This window comes from Adlercreutzia sp. ZJ304 (genome assembly GCF_011039075.1).
Taxonomy (GTDB): Bacteria; Actinomycetota; Coriobacteriia; order Coriobacteriales; family Eggerthellaceae; genus Adlercreutzia_A.
The window spans coordinates 116,230-131,820 of the sequence record NZ_JAAKEG010000001.1 but is presented as its reverse complement, the minus strand read 5'-3'; the positions used below and the strand labels follow the sequence as shown (position 1 = coordinate 131,820).

Annotated in this window: 16 protein-coding genes; 5 read left to right on the top strand and 11 right to left on the bottom strand. The window is 49.0% G+C overall.

What is annotated here, in order from left to right; translation table 11 throughout:
• The gene (locus tag G7Y46_RS00685; RefSeq protein ID WP_165251683.1) at window positions 1-1,299 is read right to left on the bottom strand and encodes an MFS transporter; all 1,299 of its coding nucleotides are present in this window, start codon (window positions 1,297-1,299) and stop codon (window positions 1-3) included.
• Window positions 1,300-1,598: 299 nt separating this feature from the next.
• On the opposite strand from G7Y46_RS00685, the gene G7Y46_RS00680 reads away from it, so the two are divergent.
• Together G7Y46_RS00680 and G7Y46_RS00675 are read left to right on the top strand one after the other, a co-directional pair.
• Window positions 1,599-2,198 carry a TetR/AcrR family transcriptional regulator gene (locus tag G7Y46_RS00680; RefSeq protein WP_165251681.1) on the top strand — a complete coding sequence of 200 codons (600 nt, stop codon included), beginning with the start codon at window positions 1,599-1,601 and terminating at the stop codon, window positions 2,196-2,198.
• Window positions 2,199-2,273: 75 nt separating this feature from the next.
• Window positions 2,274-2,843 (top strand): effector binding domain-containing protein, encoded by a 570-nt coding sequence (locus G7Y46_RS00675; RefSeq protein WP_165251679.1) that lies wholly within the window; start codon window positions 2,274-2,276, stop codon window positions 2,841-2,843.
• Window positions 2,844-3,097: 254 nt separating this feature from the next.
• On the opposite strand, the gene G7Y46_RS00670 is transcribed toward G7Y46_RS00675, so the two are convergent.
• From G7Y46_RS00670 to G7Y46_RS00660, 3 genes are all read right to left on the bottom strand, one after another.
• On the bottom strand, window positions 3,098-4,336 hold the full coding sequence (locus G7Y46_RS00670; RefSeq protein ID WP_165251677.1) for an acyltransferase family protein: 1,239 nt from the start codon (window positions 4,334-4,336) through the stop codon (window positions 3,098-3,100).
• 147 nt (window positions 4,337-4,483) lie between these two features.
• On the bottom strand, window positions 4,484-5,305 hold the full coding sequence (locus G7Y46_RS00665; RefSeq protein WP_165251675.1) for a MerR family transcriptional regulator: 822 nt from the start codon (window positions 5,303-5,305) through the stop codon (window positions 4,484-4,486).
• Between the two features lie 307 nt (window positions 5,306-5,612).
• A complete protein-coding gene (locus tag G7Y46_RS00660) occupies window positions 5,613-6,194 on the bottom strand; it encodes an ATP-binding protein (protein WP_165251673.1) in 582 nt (193 codons plus the stop codon).
• 496 nt (window positions 6,195-6,690) lie between these two features.
• Here G7Y46_RS00660 and G7Y46_RS00655 point away from each other — a divergent pair, with 496 nt between their 5' ends.
• Window positions 6,691-8,082 (top strand): hypothetical protein, encoded by a 1,392-nt coding sequence (locus tag G7Y46_RS00655; protein ID WP_165251671.1) that lies wholly within the window; start codon window positions 6,691-6,693, stop codon window positions 8,080-8,082.
• 193 nt (window positions 8,083-8,275) lie between these two features.
• Here G7Y46_RS00655 and G7Y46_RS00650 read toward each other — a convergent pair whose 3' ends face one another.
• Window positions 8,276-8,632 (bottom strand): MmcQ/YjbR family DNA-binding protein, encoded by a 357-nt coding sequence (locus tag G7Y46_RS00650; protein WP_165251669.1) that lies wholly within the window; start codon window positions 8,630-8,632, stop codon window positions 8,276-8,278.
• Window positions 8,633-9,004: 372 nt separating this feature from the next.
• Between G7Y46_RS00650 and G7Y46_RS00645 the strand changes: the two genes are divergently transcribed.
• On the top strand, window positions 9,005-9,274 hold the full coding sequence (locus G7Y46_RS00645) for a type II toxin-antitoxin system RelB/DinJ family antitoxin (protein WP_165060726.1): 270 nt from the start codon (window positions 9,005-9,007) through the stop codon (window positions 9,272-9,274).
• Between the two features lie 218 nt (window positions 9,275-9,492).
• Window positions 9,493-9,912 carry a YjdF family protein gene (locus G7Y46_RS00640; RefSeq protein ID WP_165251667.1) on the top strand — a complete coding sequence of 140 codons (420 nt, stop codon included), beginning with the start codon at window positions 9,493-9,495 and terminating at the stop codon, window positions 9,910-9,912.
• Window positions 9,913-10,009: 97 nt separating this feature from the next.
• On the opposite strand, the gene G7Y46_RS00635 is transcribed toward G7Y46_RS00640, so the two are convergent.
• The 6 genes from G7Y46_RS00635 to recN form a co-directional block, all read right to left on the bottom strand.
• Window positions 10,010-10,486, bottom strand: coding sequence for a YbhB/YbcL family Raf kinase inhibitor-like protein (locus G7Y46_RS00635; protein ID WP_165251665.1), 477 nt, complete (start codon window positions 10,484-10,486; stop codon window positions 10,010-10,012).
• A 55-nt stretch (window positions 10,487-10,541) separates the two neighbouring features.
• Window positions 10,542-11,348 carry an energy-coupling factor transporter transmembrane component T gene (locus G7Y46_RS00630; protein WP_165251663.1) on the bottom strand — a complete coding sequence of 269 codons (807 nt, stop codon included), beginning with the start codon at window positions 11,346-11,348 and terminating at the stop codon, window positions 10,542-10,544.
• On the bottom strand, window positions 11,348-12,184 hold the full coding sequence (locus G7Y46_RS00625) for an energy-coupling factor ABC transporter ATP-binding protein (RefSeq protein WP_165251661.1): 837 nt from the start codon (window positions 12,182-12,184) through the stop codon (window positions 11,348-11,350). Before G7Y46_RS00625 ends, G7Y46_RS00630 begins: the two co-directional genes overlap by 1 nt.
• Window positions 12,181-13,020, bottom strand: a complete 840-nt coding sequence (locus G7Y46_RS00620; RefSeq protein WP_165251659.1) for an ATP-binding cassette domain-containing protein — start codon at window positions 13,018-13,020, stop codon at window positions 12,181-12,183. The genes G7Y46_RS00625 and G7Y46_RS00620 overlap by 4 nt, the downstream gene beginning before the upstream one ends.
• Before the next feature lie 42 nt (window positions 13,021-13,062).
• A complete protein-coding gene (locus tag G7Y46_RS00615) occupies window positions 13,063-13,680 on the bottom strand; it encodes a tryptophan transporter (protein WP_241156988.1) in 618 nt (205 codons plus the stop codon).
• 256 nt (window positions 13,681-13,936) lie between these two features.
• Window positions 13,937-15,556, bottom strand: a complete 1,620-nt coding sequence (gene recN, locus G7Y46_RS00610) for a DNA repair protein RecN (protein WP_165251657.1) — start codon at window positions 15,554-15,556, stop codon at window positions 13,937-13,939.
• Window positions 15,557-15,591: the final 35 nt, after the last annotated feature.

Sequence of the window (15,591 nt, the reverse complement as noted above, 5' to 3'; positions counted from 1 at the left end):
TTACAATGTCTGCTCAACTGTAGGATGATCGGAAGAAGCGGCATCAAGTTTCCGCACGCTCTTCGAAATGGCAATCGAAACTGCCAGCAGAAGAATGAAGACACCATCAATTTGGAAGAAAAGTGGCGTACCTGTAACTTCGGCGATAAGACCTCCGAGCGCCGTGCCTGCGGGAATGGCTAGCCCGTTCATGGCCGTGAAGAGCCCCATCACGCGACCGAGCTTTTCGTCGGGTATGTTCTTCTGCAGAAGCGTCATGAGGGGTGCATTGAACCACGCGCAAGCGATGGCCAACACGCCGATACACACCACGAACGCCCAATAGCCACCCTTGGGAACGAGGCCCGCTATCAAAGCGCCCGTCCCGACCACGAACGCAGATACAACGATTATACGTGCGAGCTTCCTGCGCGGGTTTACAGCCATGAGGATTACCGAGCCGACAAGCAAGCCTGCACCCATGACTGCGGCGACGAGCGATGCCGCAAACCCGTCTCCTCCAAAATGGTCGTATACCATGAGGGGCATCAGTGAATCGATTGGCCCATACGCCAGCATGCCAAGCGACACGCCGATGGTCAACACGAGCAAACCGCGCTGACTCGCCAAGGTGGATGCACCCTCTTTGAGGCTTGCCCACGCTCCCGCTTGTTCATGCGCACCGTGGTCGCGCGGAATCACCGCAAGCAACATCGTGACGTCGGCGGCCGCAGCGCCGAAGCCGCCGAGGATGAGCACGTATTGAAGACCGAAGCTCGTGTACAGCAGGATGCCGAGCGCCGGACCCGCAATCATTGAGATGCTGCCGAGCAGCGTATCTATGCTGTTGATGCGCACGAGGTGACGTTCGGGTACAAGCAGAGGCATGGTTGCGTTATAAGCCGGCGTGCGGAATCCCGATACGAAACCGAACGCGGCACAGTACAGCGCGACCGCAGCGAAACTCGGACCGGCGATGAAGGTCCATGCAGCTAACGCTAGGCTGGTCAGTGCCATAAGCGCATCGCAGACCACGATGATGACCTTGCGATTTAGTTTGTCAGCCACAACACCCCCAAACGGCGAAAGCAGCCCCATGGGCAGAAACGCCAGCACGTAGAGGAACGCGAGACTCAAAGGAGAGCCCGTCGTCTCGGTCGCGTACCAGATGCCAGCATAGCTAGCAGCGTTGCCCGCAAACATTGAGACGGCGTACCCGCTCCAGATGAGAACGATGCGTCCGAGCCAATCAGCGGGCAGCGCGTGCCCACCTGCCGTGAGGTTTGCTGTTTGTGCAGTTTGTTTTGTGGACTGAAACATTCCTCTCCTTTCTCTCGCGATGTCGCCAGTCTCACCCCTACCGCAACGGGAGAGTCAACAACTCATTGGGGACGAGGTCATTGCCTTCTCGGCACAGCCCAATAGACACGTCCCTAACGGGTTCACAATAAGTACGTCCCCAATGGGTTCGTTCGGTTTCTCTTCGTTCATGTTGTCGCTTCGTTCGTATTGCCAATCCAATCCACAATCTGATACAGTTGACAGAACAAAAAGTGACCGCTCGTTCACTATACACGAAAACGACCCTTCGTTCGCCAAGATTTTACGAGGAAAGTACAATGACCAAAGATACAAAGCAACGGATACTCGACGAAGCACTCTTCATGTTCGCGCAACGCGGCTACGAGGGCACGAACATGCGCGAGCTTGCGCAGGCGCTCGGGCTTGGCAAATCGGCCCTCTACAAGCATTACGCCAGCAAGGAGGACATTTGGATCTCCATGCTCGAAGCGCTCGAAGCCCACTATTCCCAAAGCTTTGGCTCCGAAGACAACCTGCCTCCTATTCCAAGCTCGTGCGACGAGCTCGTCGAGATGTCGATACAGATGGTCGGCTTCACCATCCACGACGAGAAAATCGTGCTCACGCGCAGGCTCTTACTTGCCGAGCAGCACCGTGACGAACGTGCAAAGGCACTTGCCTCCGAGCACTTCCTAAAAAGACTTGAGCGCATCTTCACGCACGTTTTCGCAGGCATGATGGACAAGGGTCTGCTGAAGCGCTGCGACCCGCAGCTTCTCGCCCTCGCGTACACCGCACCCGTATCAGCGCTCATCATGGAGTGCGATCGCCATCCAGAAAAGGAGCGCCAGATTACAGAACGCATCCATGCGTTCATAACCCATTTTGCCGAGGCGGCGAAGGAGCAAGGGAAATGAGCGAAGCTGGGCTTTAGCAAGGTGTGCGATCTGGAGTCGGAGTTCTCGCCGAGCAAAAAGAAAGGAAATCGTACTATGAATGTCAGTTATGAAGCGAAACCGTCAATGACCTTTATCGGGTACCATACGGAGATTCGCCCGGAGGAAGGCTATCGGAAGTGTCCAGAGTTCTGGAATAAGGAGTACGCTGTAAAGTACGCAAGGCTTTGGCAGACCATGAAGCCTGAGACAGAGGTCGAAAAAGCAATCCTAGAAAATGGGATCGGCATGTTTGCTATCTGCGCAGAATCCAAGAACGGATTCGAGTACTGGATTGCTGGAATGTATCAGGACGGCGATGTGCCGCAAGGATTGGAATTGTACTCCTTCCCCGCAAGTGACTGGGCTGTGTTCACGGCAAAGGGGTCGATGCCCGATTCGTTGCAGACCCTGAACACTGCAGTATGGAAGGACTGGTTCCCGAACGACGGCCAGAGGTATCGGGCGAATGGTACCGCAACGCTAGAGGTCTACTCTACCGGCAACCCTCAGTCTCCAGATTACGAATGCGGCATTTGGGTTCCTGTACAGGGGATGGACGAGAATGCCAATGAGTATGAAGCGGCAGAAATTGTTTCTACCATGATGGCTACTGGGATTCTATGAAGCGTAGAACTAACCGGGAACCCATCGCACTAGGCAGTTGATAGATACAAAAACTTGGTTTCTCACCGGCGAAACCCTAGGAAGGCAGCGGAAGCGGATCGAGCAGCAATATCGGCATCCAGTCGTTCCACGAAAGCGGAAGGGTAAACAATGCGCTTGCCATCATCCAAAGCACGACCTTGTTTCTGTAGAACGAACGTAGCACCGCAGAAACGGAGACGTAGAAGTGGTCAAATGAGATACTCACAGCGGCACTAGGCTCCTGTCGCCGTATCTTGCCTACTTGTCTTGTTGGGAGAGGATAGAAACGAAAGCGGCAGATTGCCGTAGACGATACAGTGTAGCCACCCTATCCTTGACGCAGCAAATGCGAACATAAGACATATGACTATATCCAGTGCCATGAAGGTGACATAGCATGCAAGGGCGTCGGCGCCACTCGCCACTATGCCGTGCAACCACCACTTTGTATCGTCCCCGCAAGCAAGAGTTATCGCATGGGCTATGAACACAGCCATGGAGTTGCGCCCTACCCAAGAGAGAGGTACATACAAGGAAGACAGATGTCGATAAAAGACCTTGACGGTGGACATGACGGCGATGGCGCAGCAAGCGCTCCCAAACATATCGACGATGCCGTTATGGTAGTCGGAGTTGCAATACATCGGCTCTTCCAAAAGGGCAAAGCATAAGGCACCGGCATATGCGACACCGCAAGCGATGACTACAACGCGCAAAACAAAATACAGCGGGTTCTGTTCTTGCGGACCCTTCGCCAAAAGCCCTGACTCCGATACCAGCATCCCGCATGTGACGAACCAGCATGCGCACATTCCCTGCTGAATACCGAAGGGAAGGAGCAGATACGCGGAAGTCGAAGCACCCACGAAGAACAACAGACAAGCAACAAATGCCCTTATTATGGGATGAAACGCCGACAACGCGCTCGCGAAGACCTTGCCGATAAAGAAGGCAGGGAGGAACCACAGAAGCCCTATCGCATCCACGTTCGCAGGATCTGCCCACAGTATCGAGTCGCGGAAAGCGCCTGCACCGTAGAAGAAACCGAAGAGCCTGCCGTATAGATTGAATCCGTTGCAGAACACACAGCACATGGTGATGCAAACGATACCCGCTACAATGTACGGGACGAAGCAGGAAAGAGCAAGACGCGTGCACTTTCGAGCGCCCATCCAGCCTGTTCTCATGGTGAGGCCGGTTAGAATAAAGAACAAGGGAACGTGGAAAGAGTCCGTGAGATCGAATAGGAGACGGGCAGCGCCGACACTGTCGTAAAAGAACGCCGAGAAGTGACCGACGATAATGGCAAGCATGGCAACACCACGAGCAGCGTCTATCCAACCTACGCGCGGATGAAGAAAGTGCACGTCTGCTCTATGCTCCGTCCCCTCGCCGCTTTGTTCGCTGCCGGGAGCAAGAATCTCTATGTGATATTCTCCCGGCATTGCCTTAAACTGGCTCTTTGCTTGCATGCAAAGAGCCTTACTCTTCTTGCACTCCTTATCTTGCTACAGCTCACTGACAATTTTGCATAAAGGATAGCACTAAGAAATAACTGTTTTCTCGTAATCAATAATAGAACACTTGAAAACTACCGCCCAAGTGTAGAACAACTCTCCCTACACATGGGATGCTGAGACACGGCGGATGGGAATCTGCACTTCGGTCAGCCACTCGGATATGTCGTCCTTGTTCCAGATGCCATCGATGTAGCTCGTGCGGGGATCGCCGGCGACTTCGTATCCGTTCTGCTCGACCCATTCGAGTGCGTGGGCAAACGCAGGTCCCATGTCCTCGTAAGGCCCTTGGTGCATCACCGACGCCACGTCGAGCGCGGGCGCCACCATAAAGCGGATCCCGTCGAAGTCGTCCTTCAGCTCGGTCACGGCTTCGCAGTAGAGGATGTGGTTATCCGTCTCGCGCCATTCGCGGTCAAGGTTCACCGTGTAGCAGTACTTGGGCGTAGCACACTTGAGCTCGGGATACTTCGCGCGCAGCTTCTCGCCTAGCGCCGGCATCTCCTTGAAGTAGTCCGCAAACGTGCGCATCGTATATTCCTTGCAGTAGATGATCTGCTCAGGGATGTGCTTTACCGTTGTTGTGTATGGCATGGTGCCCTCCTTGCTCTCTTTCAGAATGAATTGAACGCGAGAGAGCATGGTCTGCCGCTCGGTTATTTCCTGCTCAAGCTCCGCGGAATGCTGTTGCAGTATCTCTTCCGCATCGCCTCCGGATACGATGCGGGCGATCTGATCGATGGAAAGTCCTGCCTGACGAAGCGATTGGATGCGATGCAGATCCACAAGTTGCGCCGCGTCGTAGAGCCGGTAGCCCGTGAACCGGTCTACCGCGCGCGGCTTCAAAAGCCCCACCTCGTCGTAGTAGCGCAGCGTCTTCACCGTGGTCATGGCCATTTTCGAAAACTCGCCGATGCGAAACATACCTTGCCTTTCTCTCGCGTTGGCACCATCTTCGTCCCTCCCGCAACGGGAGAGTCAAGGAGATTTTTATTGCCCCGCCCAATAGAGGCTGACGGAACCGTCTTGGCTTTCTCTACAAAATCGCAGGCACCTTACGCCTCTTCTCTTCGAGGGTTTTGTGCATGTGATCGGAATCAAAGAAGGCGTAAGTCCTAATCAAGAAGAGGCGAGTCGAGAGCCACCGCAGTAATAGAGCGTGCGTGTACATCTAGTCCAATTGAAGTAATCGTCTTCTCACTTCCTGTTCCACTTTTGGTCTTTCTTTGGACTACTCAAAAAAGCATCCGTCCTTAATCCTATCGATAGATTTCTGCGCATCCACGATTTGCTGTAAATCAGGAATAGGAGTCTCAGTCTCGAAATCCTCAACAACGGTCACTTTATCGAACCCCTCTTCGACGGTAGGAATCTCAAAGTCCGCACGCATGAACTTGTTTCCGCGAGAATTAATGACACAAACGCACTCGAACGCGCAGTCCTCGTATCCATCAAACACCGTCTTCACATCCTGAATGAGGTCGGCGCGGCGGCGAGCCTTGACGTAAGTACCCTCTATAACGACCAGTCCTCCCGGAAGAGATGAGATAGCCCCGCCTTGCTGCGCACGCTGACGACGCTTCTCCGTTTCCAGCAGAATGTGCTTCTGAACAGCGGCAACAACCGCATCCTCCAGAAAAGCATACGACAGCCTAACCATCAGAACACCATGAATACCAGAGGGGTAAGACTTCATCTCCTGAAACTGATACAAATCAATAACGTCCACCGCATCCCTGTACAGGTTTTCGGCAATGTAGGTGGATTTTCCCGAACCAGAAGGTCCACAAACAAGAACCACTCTCATCAACATAGCAACCCCCTAATCCGACTCTTCCAAGAAACATCCGTTACTCAAATCAAGCAATTCCTCAATCAGGGCAGCAGCCTTACGGTCATTCTACCGGATGCAGTATTCAGCTGGCAAAATGATATCGACAGACCCCTCTAAAGAGGTCTGTGCTAATTGCGGCTCTAGCTCCCTTTCATTTTGGCTAGTGGTGGAGTCAGAGCTGCCGCTATAGCTACCCAAAACAGGATTATGAGCGACTTCTTGAGGTACATTGCGCATACCTTCTGATAGACGATTCCTTACCGTTCGAGGGCTCGCAGAAGTAAAACACCGATCCAAGAGAAAAAATAATCTCCATATCGGTTCTTGTAACATTACAAGGACAATTAGCGGAAGAATCACCGCAAATATGACCATGTTCATGTTCCTAATGCTCGACTTCAACTTATTTTTGAATAAAGTGGCAAAGGTGTTTAGACTCTAGTGAATTATCACTGACCTTTTACAAAGGTGCTGCATGGGCATTCTGCATCATCATGGCGAAAGTGCAATAATACTCAAAGTAATAAGGCAAATTGAGCGCCTTAACATAACAAGAAGGGACCATACAATGGAAAAGACCAGTTTGAGAATCAGAGGAATCGCTAATGCGGCGATGGCTGTCATCTTTGCCATGCTGCTGGCATTCTCTACTGCGGGAACTGCATGGGCGGTATCTCCTGATGAAATGAAGAATAGTGCCGGGAACACATTCGTTAGTACTGATGGCTATGCTTCCCTACCAGAAAACAAGATTGATCGTGATTTCTACTGGGCGGGCAAAGACCTTGACCTTACTTCCACCGAAACTGGCGGAGATATCATTATTGCCGGCATGAACCTAAGTGTTTCCGACTCGAAAACGGGCGGCAGCGTTCGTGCAGCTGGCATGAACTTGAAATTCACCAACGTGTCTACCCACAACAACTTCACGGTTGCCGGACAAAACATAGATTTTGTTAACTGTGCGGCAGAAGGCGGAGTGTACTGCGCGGGGTCTGCGATCTCTTTTGCGGGCAACGCCGCAGCAGGCTTCTTTTCAGGCAGTAAGGTCGTTCTAAACGGAACGATTAATGGTGACGCTTCGATATATGCCAATGTTATAGAGATAGGTCCGAATGCCGTCATAACAGGCACGCTCCATGCGGAATCGGGCATAGAGCCTATCGTTTCTGAATCAGCTCAAATAGGCACTCTTGAATACGAGAAAGAAACCGACACCGCCGCATCCGTCGATGCAAGCGAAGTGCTTGGAATCGCTACATTCATAGACCTGCTATTCAAAATCGTAGGATTAGTAGGAACCATTCTGTTTGCTATTGTGCTGGCATGGCTTTTCCGTCGTCCTGTCGAAGGTGCAACTGCCATGACGCGCAACCATGCAGGACACGTATTCGCCACCGGCGCGATTGCGCTTCTTGTATCACCACTGTTGTTCGTGCTCTTGCTTTGCTTCGTCGTTACCAGCCCCATTGCTTTGGCATTGCTTCTTGTGCTTGTGGTTCTGGCAATTGTGGCAGTTCCATTCGCAGCTGCTTCGCTATCGCGTCTGGTGTTCCCCAAGATGAATCGCATCGGAGCTGCAGCCATTGGCGGCATCGTGCTTGGAATTGTTTCGATTCTTCCTTTCCTTGGCGCACTTGTTTCACTTGCCTCATTCATATATGTCCTCGGCTATATCATTCAGGCTATGTGGAACGCTCGTCGTTTTTCTCCTGACAATATAGAGTCGAAGGAATCCTCAGATTCGGATGACCCCATTCAGGAAACTACGACTCCAAAGTCGCCTGTTTCTTCGTATCCTATTCCAGAGTCTCCGTCCACAACCTCTGAGGCTCCTACTCCAGCTTCTATGACAAACCAGAAGTAGAGGCACCATAAATTAAAGTCGGCACGAACGAATTGTCTAGGACTTTGGTTTTGGCATTAAGAACGACTCAAACCACCATCGCCCACCTGACAGCTCGTCGTGCCGACAGAAATCACAAACGTGATTGGCAACACAATTACAAGGAAACAGAATCTAAAGTCATTGAAGATCTGCTACTTTACTAGGAAGCTTTTTATTTAGAAGTAAGCGCGTAGCTTGTCTTCACCATTGATGCTATCTTGTCATCGTCTATGGTGCCATCCAAAGCAACTGATATCCAGTTTTCTTTGTTCATGTGGTAGGCAGGATAGAAACTTGAATGCTTTACCATTTCAATTACAAGCCCCGGGTCTTCTTTTACATCAAGTATGTCTACCTTGCCCGTTCCTGCTAATCCTAGCTTCGATTTTTCAACATCCATAACAAGCGCAAACCATTTTCCATTGTGCCCGTGGCGAAATACCGCATAGTTTGGATACTTTCTCCAAAGATACTCAGGCTCAACGTTATATGTTTTTTGGATCCATGCAATTAACCGATCTTTATTCATTACGATGTAACCTTATAACCCTAGATACCAATGCTCTATTCATATAAAAACTAAAGCGCCCGATTTAAGTGAAATACTCGTCACTCGAACGCTTTGTTGATTTGTATACTAACACGAAGTCTTAATACCGAAATTTCAAAGCAATCGGCAATGTCGATACGACGTGCTTTGACGCGAATATAGGGTTATGATTCAAAAAGTATGGATTTTGTTCACTTAGAATATTTGAATGCTAACCAAATCTTCTCAAAAGCTTTTGTTTAGGTTAGGACTTCTTGAAGCTCAATATGTCCGTTATGCGTTAAGTACTGATTCTTGAGTTATGTAAGACATAAGTCTATAATGGTCTTACAAAAGATAAGGAGTTCTATTATGAGCGCACCATCTGTCACAGTACGTGTGGACGAAGCAACAAAGCTTGCTGCGGCTTCCATTGTTGAGGATTTCGGATTCGATCTCTCATCTGTTACGAGAGCTTTTTACCGTCAGATAGTTCGAGAACAGCGCATTCCCCTAAATCTGGAGTATCCCAAACCGAACAACGAGTCGCGTGAAGCCATAGAAGAAGCTAAGGCAATCATAGCATCGGGCGATCCTGGTTATGATTCAGTAGATGCAATGTTTGAGGCGATGGGTGTATAGCCTATGTTGCGTCCTAACTTCACTCCTCGATTTAATAGAGATGTCAAACGACTCATCCTCCACATAGAGGGCAGGGCGAAAAAGGTATAATACCTTTCATCAGAGATAAAAACACAGTCCCCGTTGGGTAGTCGTGGGCGTGCAAAACCGCATCAGTAACCTGCCTCCTTGGTTGTCCCTTCTCTGCATGGTTTATCTACATAAAGGGGGAATTAACCATGCAGATCAGCGTGTCATCTACTCTGACCCTGTTTCATGACGGTCAGTTTTGGGTCGGCGTTGTGGAACATGTGGAAGACGGCGAGCTATCCGCCGCGCGTATCGTCTTCGGCGCAGAACCATCGGATGAGGAAGTTTTGCAGTTTGTTGTTAAGAAATGGGAGTCTCTTCGCTTCCATGGAAACGCAGAAACCAAAGCTCCTAAGGTGACGAAGAACCCGAAACGACGCATGCGCGAAGCATCAAAAGAATTGTCAAGACATCCTGTTAGTACCAAATCTCAGCAGGCTCTCTCAGAAGCTAGAAAAGAGAGGAAAGTTGCAGCGAAAGCCTACCGTGCCCAAGCAAGGCGAGAAGCGCAGGCAGCGCGCTTCTCTCAAAAGCAGGAAAAGAAAAAACAGAAGCGTAAAGGTCGCTAGTTTGTAGTATGGTTTTTTTGCTATGCCCCTATTGCCAGCAGTAAGTCCTCTGTGCTTGTAGGCTTGCCGCTGGCAGGCGTAGTTGCCGTCGGCTGTCCTATGCGTGGCGTCTTTGATATTTTCCTATTATCGTACCGCTAGCTAGAACATGATCCTCAATTGCTTCCATCAACTCTTCTTTTTTGCTATTAACACTTATATCAATCTTTGTATCCAACGCATATACAATAAATCTGTACCTATGATTCCAATTAAATGGCGGTTTAGGTCCTCTATAACCATGCTTTCCATAGCCTATTCCCTGTTCAATATGTATCGGGTTTTCTATTGTTGCACCTTTGGGTATTGATCCCGGTATTCTATTGTTTGGTGCCAAATTCCATGCAATCCAATGATTGAACCCTTTCACTATCGGATGGTCCAAATCATCCATTACGATAGCCAAAGTAACAGTTCCTTCAGGAATATTATCGATAATAAGTTCCGGAGAATTATCCTCAGCATAACCTGCCACGCTATCTGGCATCCATCCTTCATTTTCAAATTGCGATGATGTCACCTTTAATTCATGCACAACAAACGCTCCCTCGTTTTTATGGCAAATGGGCACGGGAGTTCATGTCGCAAGATTAGAAACTTGCTAACAGATTCATAAAGATAGTACCACCCGGCAACACAACGTTCAAAGCAACAGCTACAACTATTAACAAAGCGCAAGCAAGAATACATACAACATCTACCAAAGTAAATGGATACTCCTTAAATCCACTATCGCGCGTGCGCAGATTAAACCCTCGCACTTCCGCAGCAATAGCGGCTGAATTAGTCTTCCGCACACTACTAATTAACAAGGGAACACACAGCGGTGCCATTAGCCTAATCTTCTTCACAAAGCCGCAATCGAATTCTACCCCGCGCGCAGTCTGCGCCTGCATTATCTGCGACATGTCGTTCATAAAAACAGGTATAAAATGCACAGCACTTGTGAATGTAAAAGCGTATTTGTACGGCACATGCAATATTTTGCAAAACGAATTTGCCAAATCGTTTAGCTGAGTAACATACATAACAAGAAACAGGGGCACCGCGCAGGCAACTAGGCGAATTACAACCGTTATTGCTGCCAAAATACTTCCTGTACCAATGTAGCCCCAAGGAAGCGCCACAAGCTGAGTGCCAGTAGAGGTAGTTAATAGTGCAATAAGTGCCAATATGATAGAAAAAATTGCAACTGCCTTCGCAAGTCCTAATGCTTGTTTTGTCATATGGCAACTAGCGGCTAAAGCGAAATCAATCGCAAGCACCGCGCAAAGAAATACTAAATTCGACGTGCAAAAACAAGCAATAGAGATAAGTAGTGCACATAGCACTTTAGCCACCGGATTCATCCGGTGCATCAAACTGTCTCCCGGTACATATTCCAAAAACTTCGCCATTAGCGCACCTCTTTCTCTACCCGGCTTGCAATAGCGTCTTCCATTTGTTGAAGCGTATCCGCGCACGCAATAGAACTCTGGTGCAATTCTGGAACATCTTCTGTAAGCTTCATTGAAATATCAGTTATCTGAGGTGGCAACAAATGCGCGCGTTGCAACACTTCGCTGTTACGCAGCACATCGAATGTCGGTCCATCTGCCACGATATGACTAGCTGTCATAGCAATAACGCGCTTGGCATAATCGCCAACCACTTCCATATCGTGACAAACCATAATTACAGTTGTACCCGCCATATGAAGCTCGGAAATTAAATCCATTACCTTTGTGCATTCGCGATAATCCAACCCAGTAGTAGGTTCATCTAGCACTATAGTAGGCGGACGCATAACAACAATCGATGCCAAAGCCAACAGCTGTCGCGTTCCTCTATTCAAAAGAAACGGCTCTGCATCTCCATCAAATCCGAAGCGCTCTATCATTTCATTAACACGGGGAATAGCCTGTGCGCTGTCTACCCCCTGAGCAGTAAAGCCAAACAGCAATTCATCGCGCACAGTATTGCAGCATATTTGCCTATCGGGGTTCTGAAACAGAAAGCCGACGCGCTGCGCCAATTGGCTAGTGCGCAAACTAGTAGTGGGAGTGCCATCTATAAGCACTTGCCCGCAAGTGGGCTTCAAAAGACCGTTCACAAGACGCATCGTGGTAGACTTCCCTGCCCCGTTCGTGCCAACAAACGCAACAAAATCACCATCGGAAATTTGAAACGAAAGCCCATCGACTACTGGTGTTTCGTCATCATAAGAAGCACTAACATTCTTAAACTCTATCATGCCAGCACCTCCTTACATACACGCACAGCATCCGCAACATCGCACACCGCAGCCCCGCGATAAAGCCCGCGCTTGCGCAGCCGGTTAATAAGACTTGTAGACCTTGGCACATTTACGCCTATATCAAGTAATTCATCGGAATGCGAAAGAACCTCTTGTGGCGTTCCGTCAAAACGAATGCGCCCGTCGTCCACTATAACTAGCTTGTCAGCGAAATCAGCTAAAAGAGCAATCTTTTGTTCAACCACCACAACAGTCATACCATGCTCGGTAGCATAATTCTTCAACAAACTGAATACATTGAATGACGATGCCGGATCTAATTCCGCTGTAGGCTCATCCAGAAGCAAAATGCGCGGCTTCAAGGCAATTATCGCCGCCAAAGCAACTTTTTGCTTCTGTCCACCAGACAAAGAATCTATACTGCGACTTCGAAGATCGCTTATTCCCATCGCTTCTAGCGCCTCGCTTACACGCGATGGTATTTCATCTTTTGCGACACCAAAATTTTCCAACCCGTAGAGAATTTCATCTTCCACAACCGATGAAACCATTTGCGAATCTATATCTTGGCACACGCTTCCCACCAAGCGCGATATGTCGGTTAAGCTGGCTTCAACGGTATCAAGACTACCCACAACAACGCTGCCATAAAAGTCTCCGGGATAGCAATGCGGAATTATTCCATTCATGGCATAAGTTAGGGTAGATTTACCCGATCCAGCAGCACCGGTTATACCAACAAAGCACCCATCGGGAATTATCAAGCTAATATCGCGCAGCGCGAAATTGTCGTGCTCAGCATACTTAAACGAAAAATCTTTCAGATAGATCATTTGCAGCCCTTGTTCTTAACTAGATAATCAACCTTGCAAATTCTAGCGCTTCAATACGCGAGATAAAGGCAGAGCAAGTATTTCAACGATAACGCAATTAATACAAGCAGTACCGAACACCATTACTGCATAAGTTATCAGAATGGCTCCTATATTAAGACCGTTCATAAGACCCACAATTATTGCGAAGGTATAGCCCGAAACTACAGTTGAAAGAAATGTAGTAACTAAAGGATTCAGATCCAATTTGCCTGCTTTTATAGGAATAAGAATTAGCAAACCGCATATAGTTGCGCCTAGTGTTTCTGATGCAATATTTACCCACGGAGTAGCGTTGAGCATAGGAATTTGACTGATAAGCCCAGTAAGCAAACCTATAATTGCGGCTTGACCCACATTCGGTCTTACAAGAATTATCGCCAAACAATACATTGCTATCATGAAGTTTGGCTTCATTCCTCCAAAGCTAAGGAAAGACGACACTGTAAGTTTTAACACCGCGCCCGCAGCCAAAAGAACTGCGATTAGAATTAAATCTCGTACAGAAAGCCCTTTATCACGAGTCTCTTTCACTTCGCGCTTTTGCGCAGTTACCGTTTGCGTGCGACTCTGACCCGTCGGTGTTTCGTCTGTTTTATCTGTAACTGTTGCATTTTCCATCTTCTTATCCTTTCTTAATAGACTTGATTTAGCGCATAAAAAAGACCCTCGGCGGATTACCGAGGGTCCTAATTTGTGCGCGTAGACAACTAAGCTTCGATAATCCGTTCTATCTTGACTTGTGCCACCACCATGCGCAGGCAAACGCCTTATGGGCGCTATGTAATGCCTTATGTCCGCAGAGTGTAGTCAACACAATCTCCATTCGATTAACGAGCTGGACAGATTCTATCACTGTATTAGCGTCTTGCAAGCATTAATTCGAAATATGTTGCAGAAGTTCTTGCGCGTGGGCAATAGATGTGTCGGTAACACTACCGGACAGCATGCGTGCAATTTCGCGTTCGCGGTCGGGTCCGCACACAAGCTGAATATCGGTTTCAGCAACGCCTTCGCGCTCATATTTGCGAACTACATAATGCTTGTCAGCCCGCGCGGCAACCTGTGCTAAATGCGTAACGACCAACACTTGATGAGTGCAAGATAGCTGCACTAACACATCAGCCAACGCATTAGCCGTAGCTCCACCTACACCGGCATCTATTTCGTCAAACACAAGAGTAGATACCTCGTCTTTGTCTTCCATAACAACATGCAAAGCCAATAATACGCGCGACAGCTCACCACCCGAAGCTATACGTGACAAAGGACGTGCTTGCATGTTATGTGCCGGTCGAAAAGCCAACTCTACCTTATCGGCACCAGACATAGTCCACTGATTGCGTGGCAACAATGTTACTTGACATTCAACACCTGCGCTGCCCATTTCGAGATTTGCCATAACGTCAACTATCTTAGAAGCGAAATCGATGGCAACTTGCTGCCTAGACTTACTTAGAGCCAAAGCAGCCTGTTCAAGTGCCGCGTTTGCCTGTTCAAGTGATGCAACCGCTTCAAGCTCTAGACTTTCGGAATTATCAAACATCGAAATTTTCTCGCGCGCTTCATCGGCTTTCGCTACCACATCGGCTACGGTGGGTCCGTAGGCGCGCATAAGCCCCTGATATGCTGCAATACGCTGCTGCATCCTATCAAGGGCATCCTGCTCGAATTCTATTCCATCTACATAAGCAGCAACATCTCGCGCAACATCTTCAATAATGTATACAGACTCACGCAAAGTATCGGCAAATTTCGCCAATGTTTCGTCGTGGCGCGCGCCATCATCTAGCGACGATACGGCTTGCCCAAGATACGTAAGCGCACCATCGTCGCCAGAAAGCGCTTCTCTGGCTACACTGGCAGCGCGAGCTAGTGCTTCGGCATTTTCAGCCTTAGATAAAGCAGCTATCAATTCTTCATATTCCCCTACATCTGGAGAAACGGCATCTATTTGACGCAATACAAATGTTGCCTGTTCCAGCTGCTCGGCAGACGCTTTTCCGCCCGCACGTATTTCTTCCAAATGCGCAAAACATTCTGAGTAGTGCTGATAAGCCTGCGCATATGCGCTTACAAGCCCCTCATTGCCAGCCCAAGCATCTAAAAGCCTTAAATGCGTTGAAGCTTTCAACAACTCTTGGCTATCGTGTTGACTGCATAGGTCTATGCTCGCAGCTAACGCATCTGCAAGCTCTCCCACACTTACCATTTGTCCATTTAATTGCACGCGCGACTTACCGTCCGCAGACACGCGGCGAACAACCACATATTCGGCATCGCCGTCTATAAAGAACCTACCCTGCACACACGCTTCGTCCGTTCCTTCACGCACACAGGAACGCTCGCCACGCGCACCCATCAAAAGTTTGCACGATGTAAGAAGCGCTGTCTTGCCGGCTCCTGTCTCGCCAGTAAGCACGGTAAGACCAGATGAAGGTTCAATGCTAGCATCGGCTATCAAAGCTAAATTTTGAACATGTATCTCATCTATCATTAGCTCATCCTATTCAAAACATGCCGCGTGCGTGT

What these genes read in the sequence shown, in the direction of transcription:
- G7Y46_RS00685 (WP_165251683.1), bottom strand. Translation starts at nt 1,299, where the DNA reads ATGTTTCAGTCCACAAAACAAACTGCACAAACAGCAAACCTCACGGCA.
- G7Y46_RS00680 (WP_165251681.1), top strand. Translation starts at nt 1,599, where the DNA reads ATGACCAAAGATACAAAGCAACGGATACTCGACGAAGCACTCTTCATG.
- G7Y46_RS00675 (WP_165251679.1), top strand. Translation starts at nt 2,274, where the DNA reads ATGAATGTCAGTTATGAAGCGAAACCGTCAATGACCTTTATCGGGTAC.
- G7Y46_RS00670 (WP_165251677.1), bottom strand. Translation starts at nt 4,336, where the DNA reads ATGCAAGCAAAGAGCCAGTTTAAGGCAATGCCGGGAGAATATCACATA.
- G7Y46_RS00665 (WP_165251675.1), bottom strand. Translation starts at nt 5,305, where the DNA reads ATGTTTCGCATCGGCGAGTTTTCGAAAATGGCCATGACCACGGTGAAG.
- G7Y46_RS00660 (WP_165251673.1), bottom strand. Translation starts at nt 6,194, where the DNA reads ATGTTGATGAGAGTGGTTCTTGTTTGTGGACCTTCTGGTTCGGGAAAA.
- G7Y46_RS00655 (WP_165251671.1), top strand. Translation starts at nt 6,691, where the DNA reads ATGGGCATTCTGCATCATCATGGCGAAAGTGCAATAATACTCAAAGTA.
- G7Y46_RS00650 (WP_165251669.1), bottom strand. Translation starts at nt 8,632, where the DNA reads ATGAATAAAGATCGGTTAATTGCATGGATCCAAAAAACATATAACGTT.
- G7Y46_RS00645 (WP_165060726.1), top strand. Translation starts at nt 9,005, where the DNA reads ATGAGCGCACCATCTGTCACAGTACGTGTGGACGAAGCAACAAAGCTT.
- G7Y46_RS00640 (WP_165251667.1), top strand. Translation starts at nt 9,493, where the DNA reads ATGCAGATCAGCGTGTCATCTACTCTGACCCTGTTTCATGACGGTCAG.
- G7Y46_RS00630 (WP_165251663.1), bottom strand. Translation starts at nt 11,348, where the DNA reads ATGGCGAAGTTTTTGGAATATGTACCGGGAGACAGTTTGATGCACCGG.
- G7Y46_RS00625 (WP_165251661.1), bottom strand. Translation starts at nt 12,184, where the DNA reads ATGATAGAGTTTAAGAATGTTAGTGCTTCTTATGATGACGAAACACCA.
- G7Y46_RS00620 (WP_165251659.1), bottom strand. Translation starts at nt 13,020, where the DNA reads ATGATCTATCTGAAAGATTTTTCGTTTAAGTATGCTGAGCACGACAAT.
- G7Y46_RS00615 (WP_241156988.1), bottom strand. Translation starts at nt 13,680, where the DNA reads ATGGAAAATGCAACAGTTACAGATAAAACAGACGAAACACCGACGGGT.
- recN (WP_165251657.1), bottom strand. Translation starts at nt 15,556, where the DNA reads ATGATAGATGAGATACATGTTCAAAATTTAGCTTTGATAGCCGATGCT.